We start from the raw sequence: 24696 nt of genomic DNA, 5'->3' as shown, positions 1-24696 counted from the left end.
CACCCGGACGTTCGGGCGTCTCCCCGGGCCGGCCGCGCGGTCCCCCCTCGCCGGACACGCGGGCCGGCTCGTGGTATAGTGTTGAGTGCCGGCATACATTTCTGGGACATTACGAGCCGTCGCCACGCGGGCGTGGCGAGAGGGTGAAGGGATTTGCTGGAGCGGCGCAGGGCACTCGTCGGTGCGCTGCTGATCGCCGTTTTCGCCGGTACCGCGGGTTTTGCGGCCGGGCAGGCCCGGTTCGTCGCCGGGCCCCTCCTGGCGCGGCTGGGCGTCTCCCTCTCCGGACCCGGGGCAGCCGCCCAGGGTCTGGCGGCGGAGTGGCGGGTCCTCGAGGAAGCGCGGCGGAAGGTCCTGGAGAACTACGTCGACCCCGTGCCGGAGAAGGACCTGCTCACCGGCGCCCTGCGGGGCCTGGTCGAGGCGACCGGCGACCGCTACTCGCTCTACCTGACGCCCGAGGAGTACCGCAGCTACCTGCGGCACTTCGAGGGCAGCTTCGCCGGGATCGGCATCCAGGTCGAATTGAAGGACGACTACATCACCGTGGTCCGGCCCCTGCGGGGCACGCCGGGCGAGAAGGCCGGCCTGCGCACCGGCGACCGCATCATGGCCGTCGACGGCCGCGACGTGACCCGGATGAGCATCGACGAGGTGGTCAACCTCATCCGCGGCCCTGCCGGCACCCGCGTGCGGCTCACGATCTCCCGCTGGCCGTACCGGGAGCAGTTCGACGTCGACGTCGAGCGCGCGCGCATCGAGGTGCCCCAGATGGAGGGCACCATGCTGTCCTGGGCGCCCGGGGTCGGTTACATCCGGATCGAGGAGTTCAACACCGGGATCGCCGGCCGGGTGGCCGAGAAGCTGGGCGAACTCCGCCGGCAGGGCATGCGGGCCCTGGTCCTCGACCTGCGCCAGAACCCGGGCGGCCTCCTGGGCGAGGCGGTGGACGTGGCCTCCCTCTTTGTCCCCCGGGGGCCGGTCGCCTACGTGGTTTCGCGCGACGGGCGAAAGGAGACGCTGTACGCGAAGGGGTCGCCGCTGGGCCTCCCGCTGGCCGTGCTGGTGGACGGGGGGAGCGCATCGGCCTCCGAGATCGTGGCCGGAGCCATCAAGGACCGGTCCGCCGGCACCCTGGTGGGGACGCGGACGTTCGGCAAGGGGTCGGTCCAGTCCTTCATCGACCTGCAGGGCGGCGCCGCCCTCAAGCTCACCACCGCGCGCTACCTGACCGCGGGCGGCCACATGATCCACGGCCGGGGCATCGAGCCCGACGTGCTCGTGCCGATGCCGGAAGGTCAGGCCATCGCCCGCGACGGCGGGCGGGACCCGCAGGTCGAGAAGGCGGTGGAGGTCCTGCGGCAAAGGATGGGACAGAAGAACACGTAGCCGGAGGAGCGAAGGCCGTTGGGTTCCTACCTCGACCTCACCCGCCTGCTGTTCGCCCGCCTCGGCATGTTCCTGTTCAACCCCGTGGCGGGCGGGTTGCTCCTGGCCGTGCTGTGGCTCGTCTGGGCGCAGTACCGGCGGACTGCCGCGGTCGAGGCGCACCTCTACGGGGCGCCGAAGAACGCGCCGCTGCGGCTTCTGGGCGACTCCCTCGTCCACGGGGTGCTCGCCGGCGCCACCGTGAGCCTGGCCGGCCTGTGGGCGGGGGTGGTCGTCATCCAGCCCGAGGCCGGCACGCCGGCGTGGCTGCTCCTGTGGCCCGTCGCCCTGGCGCTGGGCCTCTTGCACCCCCGGTTTCTCTGCTTTTCGTACGCGACGACCCTGATCGGCGTCTCATCGCTCCTCTTCGGCTGGCCCCGGGTCGACATCCCGAGCCTGGCGGCCCTGGTGGGGCTCCTTCACCTGGCCGAGGCGCTCCTGATCTGGACGGGCGGAGCCGGCGCGGCCACGCCGGTGACGCTCCGGAACCGGAGCGGGGAGGTCGTCGGCGCCTTCCAGCTGCAGCGGTTCTGGCCGGTCCCGCTCGTGCTGCCGGTCGGGGTGCTGATGAGCAGCCTCCCGCCGGACGCCGCGCCGCTTCACCTGCCGTCCTGGTGGCCCCTCATCCAGCCCGACCCCGCCCTGGCGCCTTCCACCGCGACCCTCGCCCTCGACCTGGTCCCCATCGTGGTGGCGATGGGCTACAGCGACCTGGCCGTGACCGCGCTGCCGCCCGCCCGGGCCCGGCGGTCGGCCGGCTGGCTCGCCGTGTACAGCCTGGTGCTCCTCGGGCTGGCCGCCCTCGCGTCCCGCAGCCGGGTCCTCCTCTGGGCCGCGGCGCTGTTCGCGGGGCTCGGGCACGAGTACCTGGCGGTCGGGATGGCCCGGCGGGAACTGCGGGGCGCGCCCGCCTTCACCCGGCCGTGGCGGGGGGTCGGCGTGCTGGACGTGCTGCCCGGCAGCCCCGCCGCCCTGGCCGGGCTCCGGACCGGCGACGTGATCCTCCAGGTCTCGGGCCGCCCGGTCAGCAGCCGGGCCGACCTGGAGCAGGCCGTTGCCGAGTCTCCCGCCTGGTTCTGGCTCACCTTCCGGCAGGGACAGGAGGTCGAGACCCGCCGCATCCCCCGGCCCCCCACGGGGCTCGACGGGCTCGGGCTCATCCTGATCCCGGAGGCCGGCGACCAGCCCCTCGTCAATCCGGTTCCCGGCCGGCTCGCCCGCCTGGCCGGCGCCGCGGGCCGATGGTGGCGGGGGCGGAGGGACAGGGGGGCGGCGTGAGGCGTCTGCGATCGCGCGGAGATGAGACCACAGAACTAGTCCCGGGGGAAAGTCCGTAGACTCTCCGTGTCATTGACTGTCTTCGGCCCTTCCGGTAGCCTTAGGGCTGCACGAACCGTCCGGGTGTAGCTGGTGCCTTACCACACCACCGCCCGGGTGGCCGGGGGTGGCCGGCGTGTGTGCCACCGTCGCGAAGACCCTCCCTGAGAAGTGCCAGTTGTGCCCGGTGCGGACGCAAGGGGCACCGTTTTGCTGGAAGGACCTCTACGAGCGGATGGTGAGCCTTGGCCAGGTCAGCCACGTCAGGCGGCTGCGACGCGGGGACGTCCTGTACCGCCAGGGGGACGAAGCGACCGGCTGGTGGATCGTGCGGCAGGGGCGGGTCGTCGAGTTCATCGTCGACGAGGCGGGGCGGGAGCACATCGTGCGGATCGCTGCCGCCGGCGGCATCGCGGGCATCTGTGGCTTCGGCCCGTGGAGTGAGCACTGGGCGACCGCGCGGGCCGGTCACACGGGCGCGGAGGTCTGCTACGTGGGTCGGGATGAGGCGCTTCGGCTCGTCTCGGAGGATCCGGAGCTCGGCAGATGCCTGCTCGCTGGCATGGCGGAGGAGTTGCGGCGCGCGTACCTACGTCTGCATGGCCTTGTCACCGTCCCCGCCCGGGTTTCCGCCGCCCGCCTCCTCCTCTCGATGGCGGAACGGACGCCGGACGGGCGGTACGTCGTGGCGCTGTCACGCAGGGAGATGGCGAACATCATCGGCGTGCGGCTGGAGACCGCCGTCCGCATCCTCGGCGAGTTCCGGCGGCAAGGCCTGATTCGGGACGAGGGGCACTTCCGCATCGAGCTCCTCGATCCGTGCCGGCTGCACGGGGTCGCCGAGGGGATCGAAGGCGAGGGAGGACCGAGCTTCCTGGCGTAGGTTTGACAAAAGTCAACACCTGACAGGGAACCGGCTGCTACGTTGAGGGTGGCAGCCGGTTCCCCTCTTGCGCGCCCTCGCCGGCAACTGTGTGAACGTGCGAACAAGGAGGGAGAGTCCATGAACGTTCTGGACAAGGTCGTGCTCCTGGGGACGGGACTGATCGCCATCTACGTCATCTGGCGATTGTACCGGGATCTCAGGAGCGGTCTGCGCGCCGGACGCGCACCCGTGTACTACTTGGCGAGTTTCGCGGTCCTCCTGGCGGCCGGGTTGCTGCTCATCGGCCTCGGCTACGGCGTTCTGGGCAACCCGCTCGTGGTCGTCGTGGCCAGTCTCATCCCGGCGACGCTGTCCCTCGGGCTCGTCACGGAGTTCTTTCCCAGATATGAGAAGCCCTACGCCGCCTTCGCGATCGTCGGACTGCTGGGCATCGCCCTCACCCGCGTCTCCGGGCCGAGCGGGCTGGCCACCCTGGTGCTTGCGGTGGTTCACGCGGTCGCCGGCCTCCTGATCGTCGCTCTCCCGGTCCTTGCAGGGCTCACGGGCAGGGCCCCACGCGGCTTCCTCTGGGTGGGGCTCGGCGGGGTGCTGATCGGCATCGGCGGCATCGCGCTCGCCTTCCTGAAGGCAGGCCTGCCCATCCTGCCGGCCAGCTTCATCTTCTCCATCCTTGCCCCGCTCCTGTTGTTCATGACCGCCTGCTTCGCCCAGGGCTTCCTCTCCACGCCCAGGCGGTGAGGCCGCCGGGCTTGTGACACTGAAGGCGCGAGGTGAACGGAATGAGGGGGCTCGCCGGCCGTCTCCGCTACCTCTTGCTCTCGACCCGGGGGCTGGTGCTGCTGGCCATCGGCTTCGTCGCCCTCGTGACGGTGGTCTGGTCCACCCTCTCGGGACCCATGGTGGAGTGGGGGGTCAAGGACTTCGTCGTCCGCGTGCTGGGGATGAGGCTGGTGGAGGCGGAACGCGAAGGCCGGATCATCACCCTTTACCACGCCATCGCGTTTCCGGTGGTCGCCGTCCTGGTGTACCTGATGACCGACAGCCTGCCCATGCGCCCGCAGCAGGCGGCCACGATCAACGGCACCATCACGGCCGGGTACCTCACCGCCTCGGTATCCGGGATGATCTTTGCGTACTTCGGCCGCAACTGGGTGCTGCACGGCCTCTTCGTGGCGGGGCAGGCGCTCATCTTCTACGCGGGGGTGCTGCTCGCCCTGGCTCTGTGGCCCTGGCAGCCGTGCTACCGCGTGACGGACCCGGCCCGTGCCCGTACGCGGGGCGGTGTGGATCTGGAGCGGGTGGCCTTCTTCACCATGACGGTGGCAACCTTGGGGTCCGCCGCCCTCGGCGCTGTGGCCGGCTCCCACTTCGGCAACGGGTTCAAGAGCTTCCTGGCCGAGGACCTCGTTCGGGAGCCGGTCAAGACGTTCCTCCAGAAGGCCGTGATCGGCCATCTCCACATCATGTTGACGCTCATCGCCATCGCCACCGCCCTGCTCATCGGCCGCTGGTTCGGCTTCCGCGGGGTCTTTCACCGCATCGCCATGCCGCTCATGATCCTCGGGACGGTGGTGGTGACTCTGGGGGCGTGGTCCGTGGTGATCACGCCGCACGCGCACGCGATCATCTATGTCGGTTCGGTCCTCGTCATGCTGGCAGCGCTGATGCTGGTGATCTTCGGCTGGTCGAAGCTGGTACAGGAAGGTCTGGCCCGGGTCGGGCCCCGCGCCGGTAGACCCCGGCCAGGGCAGCGCCTATGGGCCCTGATCCACGACCCTCTGCGCTTCGGGGCGCTGTGGCAGATGGTCTACATGAACTTCACGGTCAGCGGGGTCGGCATCTTCATGGCCATCAAGCTCGACGAGATCTTCCGGGTCTGGCCCCACCGGGAGGAGCGGATCCTCCTCACCGGCCACTGGCACATCCTCTCCGCCCTGATCGCAACCATCCTGCTCTTGTACTTTGCGGACATGATGGGCGTCCGGGGGGTTGCCAGACAGGTGTACGGCTGGACGATCGTCCTGGGTTCCAACCTCGCGTTCGGCGCCGTCACCGTGTTCGGTCTCAAGCGGCTCTTCGTCAGCGAATACGAACAGCAGCGCCTTGTCGCCGCGACCCTGCTCCTCGCCGACATCGGCCTGGCGGCCGTTCTGGTGGCCCTGGCAGCCTTCCTGATCTGGCGGCTGCAGGACCTCTTCCGGCGGCGGGGGATGTGGGCCGGTGAGCTGGAGGCGCAAGAGCCGGGAGAGGGGGGGTACCGGTGAAGGCGCGCTTCGGCAGACGCGTTGCGAGCGTAGTACTGGCCGCTGCGTGTGGCGCATCCTTGCTGGCCGGCTGTGGCCGACCACCGGTGCCCTCTCGCGCTGTTCAGCAGTTCACCTCCGCGGGTGCCGACCCCGAGGCGTGGGCTCTCGTTCCTGCGGGTCCCTTCCCGATGGGCCGTGACGGTGTGGAGACGGTGATCCCGCAGGACTACGAGATCATGGTCACTCCCGTGACCAACGCGCAGTACGCGCGGTACCTCGAAGAGGCGCTGGCGGCGAGCCGCGTGCGCGTGCAGGGAGGCCGGGTCGTGGGCCCTTACCCCGGCGACCCCTTCGGGGGAGGTAAGCACGAGAAAGCGTACCCAGCCGGCGACTACCTCCACATGCCGCTGGCGGACCCGGCCACCCGAATCACCTTTGATGGCCGGCGGTTCGGGGTGAAACCCGGCTACGAGAACCACCCGGTGACCATGGTGACGTGGTTCGGGGCCCGAGCCTACTGCGAGTTCAACGGAGGCCGCCTGCCTGCGGAGGCCGAGTGGGAGAAGGCCGCCAGGGGGACGGACCGGCGCCCTTTCCCGTGGGGCGACTCGATCTCAGGGGCACACGCCAACTTCTACCACAGCGGTGACCCCTTCGAGACGGAGGACGGGTACAGCGACACCACGCCGGTCGGCTTCTACAACGGCCAGCGGTACGGCGAGTTCCAGACCGCGCGCGCCGTCAGCCCCTACGGCCTGTACGACATGGCCGGAAACGTCAGTCAGTGGGTGGCGGATCGGACGCCGGGCATTCATTACCGGTTCTTGCGGGGCGGCAGCAAGGCCGACCACGGATACGATCTGAGGACCTGGAGTCGCAACAGCGCGGTGCCGGAGTACGCCAGCCCGAACGTGGGCTTCCGGTGCGTGCGGAATCCGGCGAGGTAGGTGAGCGGCGATGAGGTGGGATCGTGTGGCGGACTGGTGGCAACTCGTTAAGCCGAGGCAGACGGCGCTGTTGGTGTTCACCGGCCTTGTCGGCCACGCCAGCGCGAGCGCGCCGATAGCGCGCCCCGGCGCTTGTGCCTGGCTCTCCCTGGCCGGCAGCCTCGTTGCGGCCATCGCCGGGGCGACCATTCTGAACATGGTGTACGACCGCGACGTGGACGCGGTGATGAGGCGCACCCGCCACCGACCCCTGGCGGAGGGCCGGGTGGATCCGGCACGAGCCGCCCTCGCCGGCCTCTGGTCAAGCTGGCTGGGGATCGGGTGGGCTTTCGCGCTGGCCCCGCTGTATGGGGCGGTCGTCCTGCTCGGCTGGGTGCTCGATGTGGCCGTGTACACCATGTGGCTCAAGCGGCGCACCGTCTGGGCGGTTGTCGTCGGCGGGCTGGCTGGCGGGATGCCCGTTTTGGCCGGACGCGTGCTGGCCGCCGGCCGGGTCGATGTGCTCGGCGTCCTCCTGGCCTTTTCCGTGGTGGTCTGGATCCCGACCCACATCATGACATTCAGCGTGAAATACGCCGCGGACTACCGGGCCGCCGGGATCCCGGTCTTCCCCAACCGCTACGGGGTGAAGGCCACGCAGTACGTGGTCGGGCTCTCGACACTTCTCGCCGCCCAGTTGATGCTCACGGTCACGTGGCTACTTTCCGTACCCCTGGGCTATCTCGGGGCCGGAGCCGCCCTCTCTGCGGTACTGATCGGTCTCGCCGCTAACGCCCTCGTGTCGCCGGACGTTCAGCGAAACATCCGGCTCTTCCGGTTCGCCTCGGTCTACATGCTGGGGAGCATGGGCCTGGTCCTCCTGGCTAGAGCTTGAGGATGGCAGGGTCGCGCCGGCGGTCCGGCCGCGACCCCTTCCCCGATTCGGCTCAACACCGCGAGGACACCCAGTGCAGGTGGCGGACGGTCCTCGGCGCCCGGGCGGGCGGGCCCGGTTGCGCTGGCCGGGGGCCGTCCGCCGTGTTCCGCGGGTGATCGTCCTCCCCCCCGGCCAGGGGGGGAACGACCGGAGGTGGGGAAACCCCGCTGCTCGCCGCGGACTGCGTCGCCGGCTCCTCCGTCATGTCACCGGCAGCATCGGCCGCCGGCGGGGTCACGGGTCCCGGCTCCGGGGCCGCCTCCGGCGCCGGGGCGACGCCCGGCTCCGGCGGCAGGGCGCCGGAGGGGCGATCGGGGGCCGGTTCGGGCTCCGGGGCCGAGGTCGGTGGCGGGCGGAACGGAATGCCGGACCGGGCCAGGGTCGCGTTCACGGGCGGCGTGAGCGCCCCGCCGTGCTGCGGGCTCAGGGGGAGGAACGCCGCGCCCCCCGGCATGGCCCGGAACGTGTAGACCCGCCCGGGCCAGGGCGGCAGGCCCGGCGTGCTCCGGGGTCCCGAACGCCCGGCGGGGGTCGCCGGTTGCGCGGGGGACGGGGCAGGCGCAGGCTCGTCCGCGGGGGCGGCACGGGTGCCATCCTGGTCGGTCCCGCTGGCGGGCGGGCTCTCGTCGGGGGCGGCGCGATCCCCGGGATCGGGGCCGCCGGCACGCGCGTCGGGGCCCGGTTCTCCGGTCCCGGCTGGAGCGGTGAGCAGGGCGGGCGCTTCGCCGTCCTCGGGGAGGCCGTCGGGCACCGCGCCGGCCACGGGCGTGTCACCGGCACCGGGCTCGCCCTGGGGACCGGGGTGGGGCGCGCCGGGAGCGTCCTGCCCGGACTTGCTCCGCAGGGCTTTCGCCAGCGAGTGGAGCAGGGCCGCCAGCCGCCGGGTCTGGGCGAACTGGTCCAGGAACCGGGCCAGGTCCGGCGGCGCGAAGGCGCGCGTGATCCCGGCGAAGAGCCCCCGGGCGAGGAGCTCCGGGTCGGAGGCGGGGAGCTCGACCAGGACGGCGCAGCCGCCGGCGCGGCGCAGCGGCAGCTCCTCCCGCCAGGCCGGGCGGGCGGGCAGGAGCGGCAGGTCCGCCTCGCCGGCGATCGCGGCCCCGAGGTGCTCGGCCAGGTCGCGGCTGCTCCGCGACAGGGGACCGTAGACGGTGCACCGGACGAGCCGGGCATCCGCCCGGCGGAGGTAGGCGAGGGCGGCGGGGGCAACCTGGCGGAGGCGGTCGAGCTGGCCGGCCAGGGGCTCGTCCGCCGAGGTGGTGTACACCCGGGCGCCGGCGCCGCGCAGGAGGGCGGCGGCGCCCCGGATGGCGCCGGCGAAGTCGGGTTCGCCGCCGAGGATGAGCGTGTGGCCGCGCACCGGGGAGCGCAGGTAGAGGCGGCAGGCGTCGGGCTCCCGGAAGGTGTCGACGCCCAGGGCGCGGCACAGAAGCTCGATCGCCGCCGCCCCGGCGGGGCTCGTGTCCGTGAGGTGGTGCCAGCCCAGATACACGGAGATCTCCTTCATGTGCCGTGCCGCCCCCGGCGGCCGTACCGGGGACGGCTCCCTCCTCCGACACCGTGGGTCGCCATAGGATATTCACCGGCCGCGGGGGAGGAGCACGGCGCATGTCGAGGGCCAGGAACCCGCGGCGGCATCCCCTCATAACCTGCCACCAGGCACGACGGCCCGTCGGCACCGGCGGGCCGGCAGCGAGAGGAAGAAGGAGGGGTCGGCCGCCCATGGACGCGGATCGCTCCGGGCCGGCCGGCGGCCAGCAGGAGATCCGCCCGGGGCCTGTTCGCCCAGAGTCGCGCCACGATCCGGACGAGATCGTCTGCATTGCCGTCGACAAGGTCTTCGATTACTGCTTCGACGAGACCACGGTGACCCGCTGCATCCCCCTCGAGGGGCAGCCCCACGGCACCCCGGTCTCGTGCGCGTTGCGTACACAGGAAGCCACCTGCCGGATCGTGGGAAACCCGGAATACACGGACGGCGGGATGGCGAACGTCAACGTGGTGGTGACAGTCCCTGCCACCGTGCGGGTCGGCGAGTGCCACGAGTTCACGATCACCTTCCCGGTCTTCCGGAGCCTGCAGCTCTGCATCCCCGAGGGGACGCGCCTTGGTTGCGAGGTCACAGGGACGTGCTTCTGCGACCTGATCGACGCCAACGCCGACGAGCGCTCCGAGGAGCTGTGCTGCGTCGCCAACCTCTGCGTGGTGCTCCACACCACGGCCCGCGTCCGGCTCCTCGTGCCCAGCTACGGATTCTGCGCCCCGGGACCGTGCAGGGACGCGCCCTGCTCGCGCCCTCAAGGACATCCTGCGGGCTGCGAGGAGTGACCCGCCCGGTGGTGGCCTCCGGAGCCGGAGCCGGTCCCGCCCGTGGGACGGCAGGGGGTGGGGGCCGGTGACCGGTGAGCCCTGCAAGGTCCGCCTGCGTGTTCCCGGCGCCGGGCTGCCCGGGGCCCGGGATCGGGTCCGGGCGGTCCTCCAGGGCTTGCCGGGGGTGCTGCGGGTGCGGGTCGACCCCCCACCCCCAGCCGCGGTCCCGGGAACCCCGGCCCTGGTCACGGTCACCTTCCTGCCGGGCGCTAGGCGGTCCGCCGAGTTCGTGGCGGCACTGGCGGAGGCCGGCTTCCCGGGCGCGCAGGTGCTCTAGGAAGCCCGCCCGGACGGGGCCGGCGGGACAGTGACCGGCGCACAGGCCGTCAGGGAGGAGGCGGGGTGGCCCGCACCGCCGCGGCGATCTCGCTGAGCCGGTCCGGCACCTCGTGGGCCGCGTTGCCGACCACCACCGCATGCGCCGCCCGGGCCGCCGCGGCCGCGCGGGCCCCGGAGTCGACCCCGCCCCCGTACCACACCCGGCACGAAGGGCCGGCGGCGCGGCGGAGCCGGTCCAGCAGCTGCGTGTCTCCGAAGCGGCCGCTGTACTCCACGTACAGCAGGGGCAGCCGCAGGAGCCGGCCGGCGAGCGCGGCGTACCCGACCGCGGTCTCGGGCGGGGGCGCCTCGGCGGCCGTCAGCCGCGCGGCAGCCGAGTCGGGGTTGAGGATGAGGTAGGCGGCGGGCCAGAGGCGCTCCCAGGGGAGAATCGCCCCCAGGCGGGGGAGCATCGCTCCCAGGGCTTCCGCCTGGGCACGCCCGGTCCAGGTCGGGTCGCCGGCGTTGAGGACGAACGGGACGAGGTACCCCGGCGCCCCCGGCACGGCTGCAGCGGGAGATGACACCTCCAGCCACACCGGCGGGCGGCGCAAAGCGGCCTCGAGGCGGCCGAGGAGCCCGAGCACCTTCTCCGCGGTGATCCCCTGAGTCCCGCCGACCAGGAGCGCGTCGGCACCCGTGGCCAGGACGAGCTCCAGGGCCCGGGCGCTGAGCGCCCGGTCGGGGTCGAGCTTGATCACCAGGCGCCAGCGCCACCAGGGCGGCGGCGCGCTCCCGGCGGGGGCGCGCCGCGCTCCCGTCAGGCGGGTCCGGACGAGCCAGGGAACCTCGCGGACAAGTCGCAGCCACCCTCCGGCGGGGGCGAGGGCCGGGTGGGGCGCACCCGGCGTTCGGGGCCTGTCCGGCTCCACGGGCGCGATTCCTCCGTGTCCGCGGCGGCCCTGGCCGGGCCGCGGGGCCCGCGCGCCGCTGCGGTATAATGGGGGAGCGGGGGGAGAGCCCATGCCGGCGTTCGAGCTCGTGACCGACTTCAAGCCTCGCGGCGACCAGCCCAGGGCCATCGAGGCCCTGGCGGACGGCATCGAGAAGGGCGTCCGGGAGCAGGTCCTGCTCGGCGTGACCGGGTCGGGCAAGACCTTCACGATCGCCGGGGTGATCGAGAAGGTCCAGCGGCCGACCCTGGTCATCGCGCACAACAAGATCCTGGCCGCCCAGCTCACGAGCGAGTTCAAGGAGTTCTTCCCCAACAACGCGGTCGAGTACTTCGTGAGCTACTACGACTACTACCAGCCCGAGGCCTACATCCCCCAGACCGATACGTACATCGAGAAGGACGCGACCATCAACGACGAGATCGACAAGCTGCGGCACAGCGCCACGATGGCGATCTTCGAGCGGCGCGACGTGATCGTGGTGGCGTCGGTCTCGTGCATCTACGGCCTCGGCTCGCCGGCCGACTACCGGGACCTGTCGGTGTCCCTGCGCCGCGGCATGACCGTCGACCGGGACTTCGTCCTGCGCCGGCTGGTCGACATCCAGTACGAGCGCAACGACGTGAACTTCGTCCGCACGAAGTTCCGGGTGCGGGGGGACGTGGTCGAGATCTTCCCGGCCGGCATGTCCGAGCGCGCCGTCCGGGTGGAGTGGTGGGGGGACGAGATCGAGCGCATCTCGGAGTTCGACCCGCTCACGGGGGAGATCCTGGCCGAGCGCGACCACGTCGCCATCTACCCGGCCAGCCACTACGTCGTGGCGGAGGACAAGCTCAAGCGGGCCCTGGTGAGCATCGAGGAGGAACTGGAGGAGCAGCTCCGCTTCCTGCGCAGCCGGGGCAAGCTCCTCGAGGCGCAGCGGCTCGAGATGCGCACCCGGCAGGATCTGGAGATGCTGCGGGAGTTCGGCTACTGCCCCGGCATCGAGAACTACTCCCGGCACCTCACGGGCCGGGCGCCGGGCGAGCCGCCGTACACCCTGCTGGACTTCTTCCCGGACGACTTCCTGGTGGTGATCGACGAGTCCCACCAGACGATCCCCCAGGTCGCCGCCATGTACAACGGCGACAAGTCCCGGAAGGACACCCTGATCGAGTACGGCTTCCGGCTTCCCTCGGCTGCCGACAACCGCCCGCTCAAGTTCCACGAGTTCGAGGAGCGGCTGAACCAGGTCGTCTACGTCTCCGCGACCCCGGGGCCGTACGAGCTGCGGCGGGTACCGAAGCACCACATCGTCGAGCAGATCGTCCGGCCGACGGGGCTCCTCGACCCCGAGGTCGAGGTCCGGCCGACGAAGGGACAGATCGACGACCTCATCGCCGAGATCCGGGCCCGCGTCCAGCGGGGCGAGCGGGTCCTCATCACCACGCTCACCAAGAAGATGGCGGAGGACCTCACCGACTACCTCAAGGAAGTCGGCATCCGGGTCCGGTACATGCACTCGGACGTCGAGACCCTCGAGCGGATGCAGATCGTCCGCGGGCTGCGCCTCGGGGAGTTCGACGTGCTCGTGGGGATCAACCTGCTGCGGGAGGGCCTGGACATCCCCGAGTGCTCGCTGGTGGCCATCCTCGACGCGGACAAGGAGGGCTACCTGCGCTCCGAGCGGTCCCTCATCCAGACGATCGGCCGCGCCGCCCGCAACGAGCACGGGAAGGTCATCATGTACGCCGACCGGATCACGGAGTCGATGCAGAGGGCCATCGACGAGACGAACCGCCGCCGTGCGATCCAGGCCGAGTTCAACCGCAAGCACGGCATCGTGCCCAGGACCGTGGTCAAGCCGGTCCGGGATGTCATCCAGGCGACCCGGCCGGCCGACGCCGCCGGCGACCAGCCGCTCGACTTCCTGTCGCTCCCGAAGCACGCGCTCGGGCCGGTCATCGACCGCCTGCGCAAGGAGATGAAGGACGCCGCCCGGAAGCTCGAGTTCGAGCGGGCGGCGGAACTCCGGGACCTCATCATCGAGCTCGAGAAGCGCCGGGCAAGCTAGGGCGCGATCAGAGAAAGCTGCGCCGCAGCGGCATGGTGCCCTGGAGAAGCAGGCTCAGCCGGATGATCCGGTCGGCCCGGCCCTGGGCGGACGGCCCGCCGTCATCCGGCGTACGAGGCTCGCCGGCAGCTTCTGCCGTGCGGGCAGTTGCCCGCGCCGCGGCAAGCCGAGCCGGGTCGAAGGGCGGGACCGGCTCGTTGCCCGTGAAGTGCGGGACCGGCACGCCCTTGCGGCGCGCGAACACATCGGCAGGCAGGTCGCCCCGCTCGCCGTTACACTCACGGCACGCCGTGACGAGGTTCGTCATCGTGGTGCGGCCGCCCCGGGACCACGGGATGATGTGGTCGACCGTATCCCCCGGTCGCCCGCACCAGTAGCACGTGTAGTTGTCCCGGGCCAGTACCTTCAGGCGGATGTGGCGCTCGGCGAACGGGTCGAAGCGGAGCCGGATCTTGTCCTTCCCGACCCACTTGGCCCTGGCCAGGCGGACCTCACGCTCGGCCACCTGCCGGCGGCAGGGCGTCAGGGTCCGGCCGCGGCGGTCGATGACCTGGACGAGTTCCCCCAGTCGCGAAAACCTCCTGATAAATGAAGCACACCGGGCCAATTGTACCTCGGATGTCCGGTCCGCGCAACGTACCGTTCCTAAACGCAAGCGTTGACAAGTAAACCTCAGCTTACGACGCCGGGCGAACGGTGCTCCCGACGATTCGCGCCGGGGGATCGCACCCCGGGACCCAAGCCAGACCATCCCGCTCCGGGCCGTGCGAGCCTGCACCCGCCGGTGCCGGAGCGGATAGGGGTACCCCCCTGCCTGGGCCTCCCTCGGAGGGACACTCGTATAAAGCATGCGTCAGCTTCCGCCCACGCACGCCGGGGAGAACCCGGCGCCAGTCGCCCCAGGCGTGCCGCCCGCGATTCCTCGCAGGTAGCGGACGGGCGTTTCCGGACCGGAGCCGCTCCCCAAACCTCAGGCCCCGCCGGGCGATCGCCCACCGCCGCCGCAGCGTGCGGCGACAGCCCGTACCGGGCCATGAACTTCCCGATCACGCTGGTGAACGCTGGGTTGACGGTGATCACTTCCACGCCTTCCCGTTCCGCACGGGCGATGAGCAGGGCGTGGAAAGAGGCGTAGGCGAAGTGCGACAACCGCCGGGCGTGCCGGTCGGAGACCTCCCGCAGCCGGGCCTTCTTCGCCCGGAAGTCCAGGCGCTCCACCACCACGGGCTTTCCGGCGGCCTTCGCCCAGGCCACCACGTCCGCCACGGCCTCTCCCAGTGTGGCCAGGACCTGCTCCTTGCGCCGGCCCTGGATCGGCACCGGGATGTGCCGGGTCCCCACCGGGTTGCCGGAGCGGTCGATCTCCGCCACCGCCACCAGGCCCGGGTTCAGGTCCACCCCGACGGCCCCCGCCTGCCGGTGCGTCACCGCCGGTGCAGGCATCCGCTCCGTGGTGGCGTGCAGGTACCAAGTGCCGTCCTTGCGCACGAACCGGTACGAGATGGCCTGCCCGGCCGCCAGGGCGGCGCCCAGCACGTCCTGGCCGTAGGCGAAGCGCACGCCCCGGATCAGGACGTGGGTGCCATACTCGCCGGCCAGGGCGTTCGGGACCCGCAGCCGCAGGGTGCCGCCCGGTAGGAGGGTGCAGGTCTGGTTGCCGCCGGTCTCGTCCTTCGAGCCCAGGCAGAAGAACGAGTCGCTGCGGGCCTCCCGCCAGGCCTGAAGCCACTCGTCGTGGGAGGCATAGCCATTCTCCGCCAGGTGGAACTGGGCACGGAACAGCTTGCGGGAGCCGAAGCAAAGGGAAGACGGTCCCTGGTGGTTTTCCGCCGCCTCCAGCCGGGCCCGGAGCATGGCCAGGCGCCGGTTCTTTTGGTGCAGGCGGAACCGGACCCGCTGGCGGCGCTCTACCCGCTCGTGGGGCGGCAGCTTGCGCGCCTGCCCGCTCCCCTTGGCCAGGGCCGCATCCTCCCGCTGCAGCTTGCGGATGGCCTTCTCCGTGGCCTCGATCTGGCCTTGCAGGGTGCGGCTCCGCTGCTGCCGGGTCTCCTCGGCGGCCCGGACCTTGCCCTTCAGTTCGTAGGTGATGGCGTTGAACTGGCGGGCCGTGAGGCCATGCCGGGCGATGTACTCCCGCTTGCATTCCTCCACGGGGCGGCGGCGGACGTAGAGGTCCACGAACAGCCGCCGCTGCAGGCGCTGGTAGAGGGCGGCGATGGCGTCCAGGAGCGGGTACAGGGCCTCGTCCCGCAGGCGGGTCTGGAACGTGACCTGCACGTGGCACCACGCTCCTGGGGGGCAGAATGGTAGTGTGCGTCAGACACGGCATAGCTTACCATAGAACACGTGTTTGGTCAAGAGGGGGCCCGGTTCAACTGCGGCCCGGTTCAACCTCTGCGGGGGATCCCCTCCGAAAACTCACCCATACCGAGCTTTCCTCATGAAAACAGCGAACTGGTAGAAACCCCTCCTGGGGGCGTGACCGGCACACAAGCACTGGCGGCGCGGTGCTCATGTTCCGGCCACGAGGCGTGAGAGGAAATCCCGGAACGCCGGCTCAGTGAAGCGATACTGTCCCCTTCCCAACTGGACCAGGATACCCGCATCCACGAGTTCCTTGAGCGCACGGCGTACTCGCTGGCTGTGGTCAGCACCTGTCCCACCCTTGGCGTAGGGCCCCTGCCCGGCGGCGAGCCGGAACAGGATACTCCGGGCGACGGGGGTCCGGGCCGCCGCCTCGAGGGTCTCGGTGAATACGGGCTCCAGTTCCAGCATCGCTCGCTCGTACGCAAGGCGGACGGTGGTCGTGTCGATCTCCGACAGTCCCAGTTCCCGGGCCGCGTAGTAGGCCGCGGACGCAACGCTCATCGTGTCGTAGGGGTGCCCTTCCGTCAACGAAACGAGGGTGTCGGCCGCATCTGGAAGCAAGCGGATGTTTCGCTCTGTGAATTTTCTCGTGAGGTACTCCGTCCAAGCCGCCTGCGGGATGGGCGGAAGGTTGATCCAGGCAGCAAAACGATAGAACGCTTCCCGGTTGGAGGCGAAGAGCGTCTTCAGCAGCCCGTACTTCGAGCCCAGGAAGAAGTAGGCGACGTGCGGCTGATCCTGGAAATGTGCTCGCAGCCGCTTGAGAAGGTCCGGGCCGCCCAGACGGGTGACTTCCTGGAACTCGTCGAAGAGGACCACCATCCGGCGCCCGTCCCGGGCCGCCAAGCGCTCCGGCAGCTCGAGGGCGTTCGCCAGTAGATCCTCCGGGTTCTCCTTGCGTGCGCGGGTGCCGGCACTGAGCTTGAGCCCTGCGAGTGCGAGCTCGAAGCGGGCAGTGCCCGTGAGGCGGCCAAGCTTGTCACCGGCCCGGGCGAGGACCCCTCGCAGTCCGACGTTCTCCAGGCATGAGTCGATGAGAGCGTAGGCAAACGCCAACACATCCGACACGGCGAAGAGGTCGATCTGCGCCACGTAAAGCCCATCACGTCGGAGCCTGCGCAGGATTTCCCTGGCGACGGAAGTCTTGCCCGTCCGCCGCGGCCCGCTCAGCACCAGACTCTGCCCGTCGGCGAGGCGCGCTGCGACAGTCGGGATGAAGTCTTCTCGGTCCACGACGTCCCCTTCGGGGGCAGGGACGCCCACCGGGAAGAAGGGACCCATCACGATGGATCTCACCTCAGCGTGATAACTTTATCACGCCTGCGTGAGATCAGGCAAGCGGGCCTTGCCGGCCCCCGGGCCCCGGGCCAACGTGCAAGAACTGCACGGGCGGTGGGGTGCACCTCCAGGCGTCGGGTTCTCAAGCGCTGTGGGGGTCTCAAGGTGCGGTTTCTGCACGCTATCCCCAGTGCAGAAAGTGCACGTCGTCCCGCCCGGGCGCACGGGACACCGCCACGCGGAACCGGCGCGGCCGGCGAACGCACCGCACGCGCCACCGCCGGCGAAGCGCGCCGCGGTGGGAGGCCGCCTCACCTCGCCTCCGCCTCGACTTCCCGGGCGGGCGAGGGCGGTCACGGTACCGGTGACGGCCGGGGCGGCTTCCGCCCGCTCCTCCGCCGGGTCCAGGTGCGACCGGATGAACTCGGCGTGATCCTCCAGGACCTCCAGCCAGAAGTCGAACTCCCGCCGCAGGCGGGCCGCGCGGCCCTCGCGCACGCGATCGCCGCCGGCGGGAGCCCATGCGCCAGTAAGTGCTATAATAAGTGCGCACCCGAGGGGGGTCGCGCCGCTGGACAAGATCGTCATCCGCGGGGCGCGGCAGCACAACCTGAAGAACATCGACCTGGAGCTGCCGCGGGACCGCCTCATCGTGTTCACGGGCCTGTCCGGGAGCGGCAAGTCGTCGCTCGCCTTCGACACCATCTACGCCGAAGGCCAGCGGCGCTACGTGGAGTCGCTCTCTGCCTACGCGCGGCAGTTCCTCGGCCAGATGGACAAGCCCGACGTCGACCTGATCGAGGGGCTGTCGCCGGCCATCTCGATCGACCAGAAGACGACGAGCCGCAACCCCCGCTCGACGGTCGGCACGGTGACGGAGATCTACGACTACCTGCGCCTCCTGTGGGCGCGGGTCGGCCGGCCGCACTGCCCGAACTGCGGGCGGCCGATCAGCCAGCAGACCGTCGAGCAGATGGTGGACCGCCTGGAGGCGCTGCCGGAGGGGAGCCGCCTCCAGATCCTCGCCCCGCTGGTGCGGGGCCGCAAGGGCGAGCACGCCGGCATCCTCGAGGACATCCGCAAGCAGGGGTACGTGCGGGTCCGGGTCGACGGCGAGGTGCACGAGGTCACCGAGCGGATCGAGCTCGACAAGAAGAAGAAGCACACCATCGAGGTGGTCGTCGACCGGGTCGTGGTGCGGCCGGGAAGCCGGCAGCGCCTGGCGGACTCGCTCGAGACCGCCCTGAACCTCTCCGGCGGCCTGGTGACCGTCGACGTCGTGGGCGGCGAGGAGATGCTCTTCAGCCAGAACTTCGCTTGCCCGGACTGCGGCGTGTCGATCCCCGAGCCCGAACCGCGGATGTTCTCCTTCAACAGCCCGTACGGTGCCTGCCCGGCGTGCTCGGGCCTGGGGGCGCACATGGAGATCGACCCCGAGCTCGTCATCGACCGGACGAAGTCCATCGAGGACGGGGCGATCGTCCCCTGGGCCGGCGCCCACTCGCAATACCACCAGGCGATGGTGGAGGCGCTCGTGGAGCAGCTCGGCTACTCGCTGACGGAGCCCCTGCAGGACCAGGACCCGCAGCTCGAGCGGGTGCTCCTCTACGGCCTGCCCGACCGCAAGGTCCGCTTCCGCTACGAGAACATGTACGGCCACCTGAAGACGTACGAGGCGTACTTCGAGGGGGTCGTGCGCGTCCTCGAGCGCTGGTACCGGGAGGCGCAGTCGGACGCCGCCCGGGAGTACCTGGAGGAGTTCATGACCGCCCGTCCCTGCGCCGCCTGCGGCGGGGCCCGGCTGAAGCCGGAGAGCCTGGCGGTGAAGGTAGGCGGCAAGTCGATCGCCGAGGCCACACGGCTCACCGTCCTGGAAGCCCGGGAGTTCTTCGGGAACCTCGACCTCACGCAGCGGGAGCGGATGATCGCCCACCAGATCCTGAAGGAGATCCAGGACCGCCTCGGCTTCCTGGTCAGCGTGGGGCTCGACTACCTCACGCTCGACCGGGCGGCCGGGACCCTCTCCGGCGGCGAGGCGCAGCGGATCCGGCTGGCCACGCAGATCGGCTCGCACCTGGTTGGGGTGCTCTACATCCTCGACGAGCCGTCCATCGGCCTGCACCAGCGGGACAACCAGAAGCTGATCGACACCCTCAGGCGCCTGCGGGACCAGGGCAACACCCTGATCGTGGTCGAGCACGACGAGGACACCATCCGCGCCGCCGACTGGGTCGTGGACATCGGCCCCGGGGCTGGCGCCCACGGCGGCGAGGTGGTGGTGAGCGGGCCGGTCGAGGCCGTGCTGGCCGAGCCCCGCTCGATCACCGGCGCCTACCTGAGCGGGCGGAAGCGGATCCCGGTGCCGGAGGTCCGCCGGCCGGGGAACGGGAACGTCCTGGTCGTGAAGGGCGCGCGGGAGCACAACCTGAAGGGGATCGACGTCCGCATCCCCCTCGGCATGTTCGTGTGCGTGACGGGCGTGTCGGGGTCGGGGAAGTCGACCCTGGTGAACGAGATCCTCTACAAGGCGCTGGCCGCCCGCCTGAACGGGGCCCGGGTGCGGCCCGGCGCTCACGACGGCATCGAGGGGCTCGAGCACCTGGACAAGGTGATCGGCATCGACCAGAGCCCCATCGGCCGCACGCCGCGCTCCAACCCGGCCACGTACACGGGCACGTTCGACCTCATCCGCGACCTCTTCGCCTCCACGCCGGAGGCCCGCATGCGGGGTTACAAGAAGGGCCGCTTCAGCTTCAACGTCCGGGGCGGCCGCTGCGAGGCGTGCAAGGGCGACGGGATCATCCGGATCGAGATGCACTTCCTGCCTGACGTCTACGTGCCCTGCGAGGTCTGCAAGGGCGCCCGGTACAACCGGGAGACGCTGGAGGTGCGCTACAAGGGGAAGAACATCGCCGACGTGCTCAACATGACCGTCGACGAGGCGGTGGAGTTCTTCGCCCCCATGCCCCGGATCCACCGCAAGCTCCTCACGCTGCAGGACGTGGGCCTGGGCTACATCCGGCTGGGCCAGCCGGCCACCGAGCTCTCCGGCGGCGAGGCGCAGCGGGTGAAGCTCGCCACCGAACTGAGCCGGCGCTCGAACGGCCGCACGCTCTACATCCTGGACGAACCCACCACGGGCCTGCACATGGCCGACGTGCACCGGCTCCTGGACGTGCTGCAGCGTCTGGTGGACGCCGGGGACACGGTCCTGGTGATCGAGCACAACCTGGACGTGATCAAGCAGGCGGACTGGATCATCGACCTGGGGCCGGAGGGGGGCGACCGGGGCGGGCGGATCGTCGCCGAGGGGACGCCGGAGCAGGTGGCCCGGGTGCCGGAGTCGTACACGGGGCAGTTCCTGCGGCGGATCCTCGGGGGCGGGGCCGCGGTGGCGGCCGGGGCCCGCGCGGCAGGCCTCGACGCGGCCTCCCGGATGGCCGGCGACTGACCCGGGCCCCGGGTTGCCGTGCCGGGCGGGTGGGGACACTACCGGTCACGCGCCCCTGCTGCATTCGCGGAGCGCATGGGCGCCATTCCGGGGGCGAAGGAGGAGTTCCCGCCCCCGGTGCGAAAAAGGTTTGGTTGAGACCGAATCCGAAGGGGGATCGTGGCGGCAATGGCCCACGTGATCACGGAGCCCTGCATCGGCACCAAGGACCGTGCTTGCGTCGAAGCCTGCCCGGTCGACTGCATCCATCCCTATCCGGAGAGCGACGGCCAGGAGGCGTTCGACGCGGCGGAGCAGCTCTACATCGACCCCGACACCTGCATCGACTGCGGTGCCTGCGTCCCGGTGTGCCCGGTCTCGGCGATCTTCCCGATGGACGAAGTGCCGGAGAACATGCGGGAGTATATTCAGAAGAACGCCGACTACTACAAGAAGTAACCAGGCCGGCACGGTACCGGTTCGGCAGAGGCCCGGCGCGGGGGCGCCGGGCCTCGGCGTGCATCAGCCGGCCGCCGCCCGGGAGGCGTCGCCCGCCGTCGCGGTGGCGCCGCGGGCGGTGTCCCGGGCCTCCCGCAGGAGGTGCCACTCCAGGCTGTCGGCCAGGGCCTGCCACGACGCCTCGATGACGTTGGTGGAGACGCCGACGGTGCCCCAGCGGCGGGAGCCGTCGGTGGACTCCACCAGCACCCGGACCCGGGCGCCGGTCCCCTCCGAGCCCTCGAGCACCCGCACCTTGTAGTCGGTGAGGCGAACGCGACTGAGGGACGGATAGATCTCGGAAAGGGCCTTGCGCAGCGCGACGTCGAGGGCGTTGACCGGACCGTTGCCCTCGGCCGCCGTGTGGACGGTCCGATCGCCCACCCGGACCTTGATCGACGCCTCGGCGCGCGGCACCTCGCCGCCCCGCCGCTCGATGATCACCCGGAAGCTCTCGAGCTCGAAGGGTCGGGGCTGGCCCTCGTCGCGGAGGAGGAGCTCGAGCGAGGCCTCGGCGCCCTCGAACTGGTACCCCTCGTGCTCCAGCGCCTTGATGCGGTCCAGCAGGGCCTTCGACTGCTCCGGGTCGAGGCTGTCCCCGCCGAAGGCGTACTGGAGGTTCGACCGGCCGCTCAGCTCGGAGACGAGCACGCGCCGCTCGTTGCCGACGCTCTCCGGCGGCACGTGCTCGTACATGGCCGTCGACTTCAGGAGGGCGCTCACGTGGATGCCCGCCTTGTGGGTGAACGCGTTGCGGCCGACGTACGGCTGGGCGTCCCACGGCGGGAGGTTCGCCGCCTCGCTGACGAAGCCGGCGAGGGCGGTGAGCCCCTTGAGAGCCTCTGGCTCCACGCATGCGTAGCCGAGCTTGAGCTGCAGGTTCGGGATCACCGCGCACAGGTTCGCGTTGCCGCAGCGCTCGCCGTAGCCGTTGACGGTGCCCTGCACCATGGTGCAGCCGGCCCGGACGGCGGCGAGGGTGTTGGCGACGGCCACGCCGCTGTCGTCATGCGTGTGGATGCCCAGCCGCACGCCCGGCAGCGCCTCCCGCACCATCGCGACGATGTCTTCCACCTCGTGCGGCAGCGTGCCGCCGTTCGTATCGCACAGGACGACCCAGTCGGCGCCGGCGTCCGCGGCCGCCCGCAGGGTGGCGAGGGCGTACTCCGGGTTCGCCTTGAACCCGTCGAAGAAGTGCTCCGCGTCGTAGATGACCTCCCGGCCGCGGGCGCGCAGGAAGGCGACGGTCTCGCCGATCATCGCGAGGTTCTCCTCCAGCGTGGTCCCCAGCGCCCCGGTCACGTGGAAGTCCCACGACTTGCCCACGATGCACGTGGCCTGCGTTCCGGCGTCCAGGAGCTGGCGCAGGATGATGTCGTCCTCGCAGCGGACGCCCGGACGGCGGGTGGAGGAGAAGGCGACGAGCCGGGCCCGCCGCAGCGGCTCGTCCTGCATGAGGCGGAAGAACTCCGCGTCCTTGGGGTTCGATCCCGGCCAGCCGCCCTCGACGTAGTGCATGCCGAACTCGTCGAGCCGCCGGGCGATCCGGACCTTGTCGGCCACCGTGAAGCTGATCCCGGCCCGCTGGCTCCCGTCCCGCAGTGTGGTGTCGTAGAGCACGACCGAAGGCTGCACGCGCATGACCTCCCTGCTCCCGATCTGCCGCCCCCGGGCGGCGAAAAAGGAAATCGCCTCTCGCCCGCAGGGGCGAGAGGCGACGCCTCCCGTGGTACCACCCTGATTGACCGCCCGCCGGAAGCGGCCCGCTCGTCGGTACGGCCGCCCGCCGTCGCCCGGTCGGACCGGGCTCCCGGCCGTCCGCCCGGCGGGGCGGACGGCGGCTTATACCGCCTCCCGGTAACGGGGGAGTCCCGTCCACGCCTACTGGGCCCGGCACCGGGCGGGCGCCGCGCGCCGTTCGGGTGGCGACTCGAAGGGGATTTTCCCCGGACCCTGCGGGCGGGGCTTTCAGCCGACGGCCCCGCTCTCTGGCGCCGCCCGGCGCCCGGGTACTCGACCTTCTGGTGCGTCTTTTCCGGAGCTGGATTTGAGCATGAGTTTATGGCACGGCCCTCCTGCCTGTCAAGCGGCGGATGATGGGCGGCCGTGTCAAGCTTCGGTAGGTGACCCGACAAGGCCCGAATTTTTTGGTTCGTTATGCACTCCGCGGCAGCGCCCTCACAAGCTCACGTAGCACGTACTTGACCCACGGCGAGCCGGCAGCTGGTCCGCTGAGCGCCGGCAGGTTCACCCGCAGCCATGCCTCCGGATCATTCAGTTCCCCGGGCTGCACCCGAATCGCCGTCGAGCCGGTTGCCTGGCGCAACACCTCCGACTGCATCGGCCAGGCCTGCCGCCCCATCACCGCCAATTCCCCGTTCGCCCGGGCCGCCAGCAGCCGCACCAGATGGTCCGCTCCCCTGTCACTCCACTGCGCTCCATGGCGCTTCATCCGTCGGGCGACATGGTGGAACACCTGCCCCTCAATGGTGCCCAAACTGTCTGCGGCCCCGGAACGGCAGATGCCGTCCCAGTTCTCCTGCAGGTACTTCCGCAGCCCTGCCACACGCTTGCGCTGCGCCCCACGACTGGCCCGCTCGGCCGTCGCCAGCACCTGCTCCACCTGGCTCCAGTCCTTGACCTTCAGGGCCTCCACCGCCTTCCGGTAGGCCTCCTCGTCATGCGACAGACCCTCCAGCAGCGCCCGGCGGAGGTGGAACGGGTCCAGCTGGTACCTCGCTCCGGCAAACGTCCCCGCCCACTGCTTCACCCACGGGGCACCGTCGCCGCCCACCACCACGTCCTGTACCGCACTCAGATCCCACTTGCTGCCGAAATCCGCATACGTCTGCTCCGAGAAGACCTCCGCACTGGCCAAGCCTGCGGTCACCCGGCGCTCTACCAGTTGCCACCGGTTTTGCCCGACTTGCTCTTTGCCCTCATAGCCGACCGCCAGCTTCAGCCCCAGGTGCCTGTGGGCTCCCCGGGGACCACGGCCTTGGACCACCACCTCGTCCACCTCAATCCGCAACCGCTCGGTCCGCCGCTGCCCCGCCGGCACCTCGCCACGGTCGAACACTGCACGGCGCTGCGCTTCGGCTTGCTCCACCCGTACAGCGCCCACCTCCTGGACCTCACGCCAGACGCTCATCGCTCGGACATCCATGCCCCCCAGCGTGAGCTTCGCCAGCACCGCCGCCGCCCGGTGGTACGGCATCTCCGCGGCCATCGCCACCGCCAGTTCTGTGGCCCACGGCGACAGCCGCTGGCGGGCTGTCCACCCCAGCGCCTCGTCCAGCAGGAAATGGCCTTCCCCGCTCTGACGGTCCCGGTAGTACCGCCGCCGCACCTGCACCTTCCCAAACGGCGTCACGATCGTCCGCGGCTTGCTGTGCACCAACTCATATCGCGCCGCGTCCCGCCGGCGCATCAGCTCGTCGTCCAGCCGGTGCAACGCCAGCACCAGCGCCCGTCGCGCCACCTCCTGCACCAGCCGGAAGATCCCCTTCTCCAGTTCCATGAAGTCGTGGCGGGTCCGCAGCAACTCCGAGATCCCATGCACCAGCAGCAGGATTAGGTCCATGATCTCACGAACTAGCCACATCGAGACCTCACCCATTACCAGGCCTTGTCGGGATGGTTGCTACCGCAACCTACCAGGTGAGGTCTCATTCTTTGTTGTCCCCACCATCTCCTCCCGAAATGTTATCCGGCCATGATGGGCGGCGGATGATGGGCGGATGATGGGCGGC

General features: G+C 70.7%; 19 protein-coding genes. 12 read left to right on the top strand and 7 right to left on the bottom strand.

All coding sequences use genetic code 11. The features are described 5' to 3' along the window. Nucleotides 1-153: 153 nt before the first annotated feature. The 7 genes from caldi_RS13780 (at nt 154) to caldi_RS13750 (ending at nt 7698) form a co-directional block, all read left to right on the top strand. The gene (locus caldi_RS13780) at nt 154-1389 is read left to right on the top strand and encodes a S41 family peptidase (RefSeq protein ID WP_264842329.1); all 1236 of its coding nucleotides are present in this window, start codon (nt 154-156) and stop codon (nt 1387-1389) included. Between the two features lie 18 nt (nt 1390-1407). After that, nucleotides 1408-2706, top strand: a complete 1299-nt coding sequence (locus caldi_RS13775) for a PDZ domain-containing protein (RefSeq protein WP_264842328.1) — start codon at nt 1408-1410, stop codon at nt 2704-2706. 226 nt (nt 2707-2932) lie between these two features. Further along, nucleotides 2933-3628: a Crp/Fnr family transcriptional regulator gene (locus tag caldi_RS13770; RefSeq protein WP_264842327.1), complete on the top strand. Its 696-nt coding sequence runs from the start codon at nt 2933-2935 to the stop codon at nt 3626-3628. A 120-nt stretch (nt 3629-3748) separates the two neighbouring features. Beyond that, on the top strand, nt 3749-4369 hold the full coding sequence (locus caldi_RS13765; RefSeq protein ID WP_264842326.1) for a hypothetical protein: 621 nt from the start codon (nt 3749-3751) through the stop codon (nt 4367-4369). A 41-nt stretch (nt 4370-4410) separates the two neighbouring features. Then, nucleotides 4411-5895, top strand: a complete 1485-nt coding sequence (locus caldi_RS13760; RefSeq protein WP_264842325.1) for a hypothetical protein — start codon at nt 4411-4413, stop codon at nt 5893-5895. Further along, nucleotides 5892-6824, top strand: a complete 933-nt coding sequence (locus tag caldi_RS13755) for a formylglycine-generating enzyme family protein (RefSeq protein ID WP_319951762.1) — start codon at nt 5892-5894, stop codon at nt 6822-6824. Before caldi_RS13760 ends, caldi_RS13755 begins: the two co-directional genes overlap by 4 nt. A 10-nt stretch (nt 6825-6834) precedes the next feature. Continuing rightward, nucleotides 6835-7698: a protoheme IX farnesyltransferase gene (locus caldi_RS13750; RefSeq protein WP_264842322.1), complete on the top strand. Its 864-nt coding sequence runs from the start codon at nt 6835-6837 to the stop codon at nt 7696-7698. Between the two features lie 52 nt (nt 7699-7750). On the opposite strand, the gene caldi_RS13745 is transcribed toward caldi_RS13750, so the two are convergent. Beyond that, nucleotides 7751-9244, bottom strand: coding sequence for a hypothetical protein (locus caldi_RS13745; protein ID WP_264842321.1), 1494 nt, complete (start codon nt 9242-9244; stop codon nt 7751-7753). A gap of 215 nt (nt 9245-9459) precedes the next feature. On the opposite strand from caldi_RS13745, the gene caldi_RS13740 reads away from it, so the two are divergent. Together caldi_RS13740 and caldi_RS13735 are read left to right on the top strand one after the other, a co-directional pair. Then, on the top strand, nt 9460-10065 hold the full coding sequence (locus caldi_RS13740; RefSeq protein ID WP_264842320.1) for a hypothetical protein: 606 nt from the start codon (nt 9460-9462) through the stop codon (nt 10063-10065). Between the two features lie 67 nt (nt 10066-10132). Beyond that, nucleotides 10133-10384, top strand: coding sequence for a hypothetical protein (locus tag caldi_RS13735; protein WP_264842319.1), 252 nt, complete (start codon nt 10133-10135; stop codon nt 10382-10384). Between the two features lie 49 nt (nt 10385-10433). Here caldi_RS13735 and caldi_RS13730 read toward each other — a convergent pair whose 3' ends face one another. Continuing rightward, nucleotides 10434-11297, bottom strand: coding sequence for a heptaprenylglyceryl phosphate synthase (locus tag caldi_RS13730; RefSeq protein WP_264842318.1), 864 nt, complete (start codon nt 11295-11297; stop codon nt 10434-10436). Nucleotides 11298-11388: 91 nt separating this feature from the next. On the opposite strand from caldi_RS13730, the gene uvrB reads away from it, so the two are divergent. Next, nucleotides 11389-13371 carry an excinuclease ABC subunit UvrB gene (uvrB, locus tag caldi_RS13725; RefSeq protein ID WP_264842317.1) on the top strand — a complete coding sequence of 661 codons (1983 nt, stop codon included), beginning with the start codon at nt 11389-11391 and terminating at the stop codon, nt 13369-13371. A 7-nt stretch (nt 13372-13378) separates the two neighbouring features. On the opposite strand, the gene caldi_RS13720 is transcribed toward uvrB, so the two are convergent. From caldi_RS13720 to caldi_RS13710, 3 genes are all read right to left on the bottom strand, one after another. Continuing rightward, a complete protein-coding gene (locus tag caldi_RS13720; protein WP_264842316.1) occupies nt 13379-13876 on the bottom strand; it encodes an HNH endonuclease in 498 nt (165 codons plus the stop codon). A gap of 167 nt (nt 13877-14043) precedes the next feature. Further along, the gene (locus tag caldi_RS13715; protein ID WP_264842315.1) at nt 14044-15648 is read right to left on the bottom strand and encodes an IS200/IS605 family accessory protein TnpB-related protein; all 1605 of its coding nucleotides are present in this window, start codon (nt 15646-15648) and stop codon (nt 14044-14046) included. Between the two features lie 234 nt (nt 15649-15882). Beyond that, nucleotides 15883-16971, bottom strand: coding sequence for an AAA family ATPase (locus tag caldi_RS13710; RefSeq protein WP_264842314.1), 1089 nt, complete (start codon nt 16969-16971; stop codon nt 15883-15885). A gap of 616 nt (nt 16972-17587) precedes the next feature. On the opposite strand from caldi_RS13710, the gene uvrA reads away from it, so the two are divergent. Together uvrA and caldi_RS13700 are read left to right on the top strand one after the other, a co-directional pair. Then, entirely contained in the window at nt 17588-20467 is a 2880-nt protein-coding gene (gene uvrA / locus caldi_RS13705) for an excinuclease ABC subunit UvrA (protein ID WP_264844812.1), read from the top strand. 168 nt (nt 20468-20635) lie between these two features. Then, on the top strand, nt 20636-20905 hold the full coding sequence (locus caldi_RS13700; RefSeq protein WP_264842313.1) for a 4Fe-4S dicluster domain-containing protein: 270 nt from the start codon (nt 20636-20638) through the stop codon (nt 20903-20905). Between the two features lie 63 nt (nt 20906-20968). Here caldi_RS13700 and cimA read toward each other — a convergent pair whose 3' ends face one another. Together cimA and caldi_RS13690 are read right to left on the bottom strand one after the other, a co-directional pair. Then, nucleotides 20969-22585 (bottom strand): citramalate synthase, encoded by a 1617-nt coding sequence (gene cimA / locus caldi_RS13695; protein ID WP_264842312.1) that lies wholly within the window; start codon nt 22583-22585, stop codon nt 20969-20971. Nucleotides 22586-23099: 514 nt separating this feature from the next. Beyond that, nucleotides 23100-24563, bottom strand: a complete 1464-nt coding sequence (locus caldi_RS13690; RefSeq protein ID WP_264841566.1) for an ISLre2 family transposase — start codon at nt 24561-24563, stop codon at nt 23100-23102. Between the last annotated feature and the right edge of the window lie 133 nt (nt 24564-24696).

It is taken from the genome of Caldinitratiruptor microaerophilus (assembly GCF_025999835.1).
GTDB lineage: Bacteria > Bacillota > Sulfobacillia > Symbiobacteriales > ZC4RG38 > Caldinitratiruptor > Caldinitratiruptor microaerophilus.
Note: the sequence above shows the minus strand (reverse complement) of the source record. Positions and strands in the feature narration are given on the sequence as shown.

Excerpts from the sequence above, each read along its gene's own strand:
- caldi_RS13740 (WP_264842320.1), top strand. The coding sequence starts at position 9,460 with ATGGACGCGGATCGCTCCGGGCCGGCCGGCGGCCAGCAGGAGATCCGC.
- caldi_RS13750 (WP_264842322.1), top strand. The coding sequence starts at position 6,835 with ATGAGGTGGGATCGTGTGGCGGACTGGTGGCAACTCGTTAAGCCGAGG.
- caldi_RS13745 (WP_264842321.1), bottom strand. The coding sequence starts at position 9,244 with ATGAAGGAGATCTCCGTGTATCTGGGCTGGCACCACCTCACGGACACG.
- uvrB (WP_264842317.1), top strand. The coding sequence starts at position 11,389 with ATGCCGGCGTTCGAGCTCGTGACCGACTTCAAGCCTCGCGGCGACCAG.
- caldi_RS13700 (WP_264842313.1), top strand. The coding sequence starts at position 20,636 with ATGGCCCACGTGATCACGGAGCCCTGCATCGGCACCAAGGACCGTGCT.
- caldi_RS13760 (WP_264842325.1), top strand. The coding sequence starts at position 4,411 with ATGAGGGGGCTCGCCGGCCGTCTCCGCTACCTCTTGCTCTCGACCCGG.
- caldi_RS13765 (WP_264842326.1), top strand. The coding sequence starts at position 3,749 with ATGAACGTTCTGGACAAGGTCGTGCTCCTGGGGACGGGACTGATCGCC.
- cimA (WP_264842312.1), bottom strand. The coding sequence starts at position 22,585 with ATGCGCGTGCAGCCTTCGGTCGTGCTCTACGACACCACACTGCGGGAC.
- caldi_RS13690 (WP_264841566.1), bottom strand. The coding sequence starts at position 24,563 with ATGGGTGAGGTCTCGATGTGGCTAGTTCGTGAGATCATGGACCTAATC.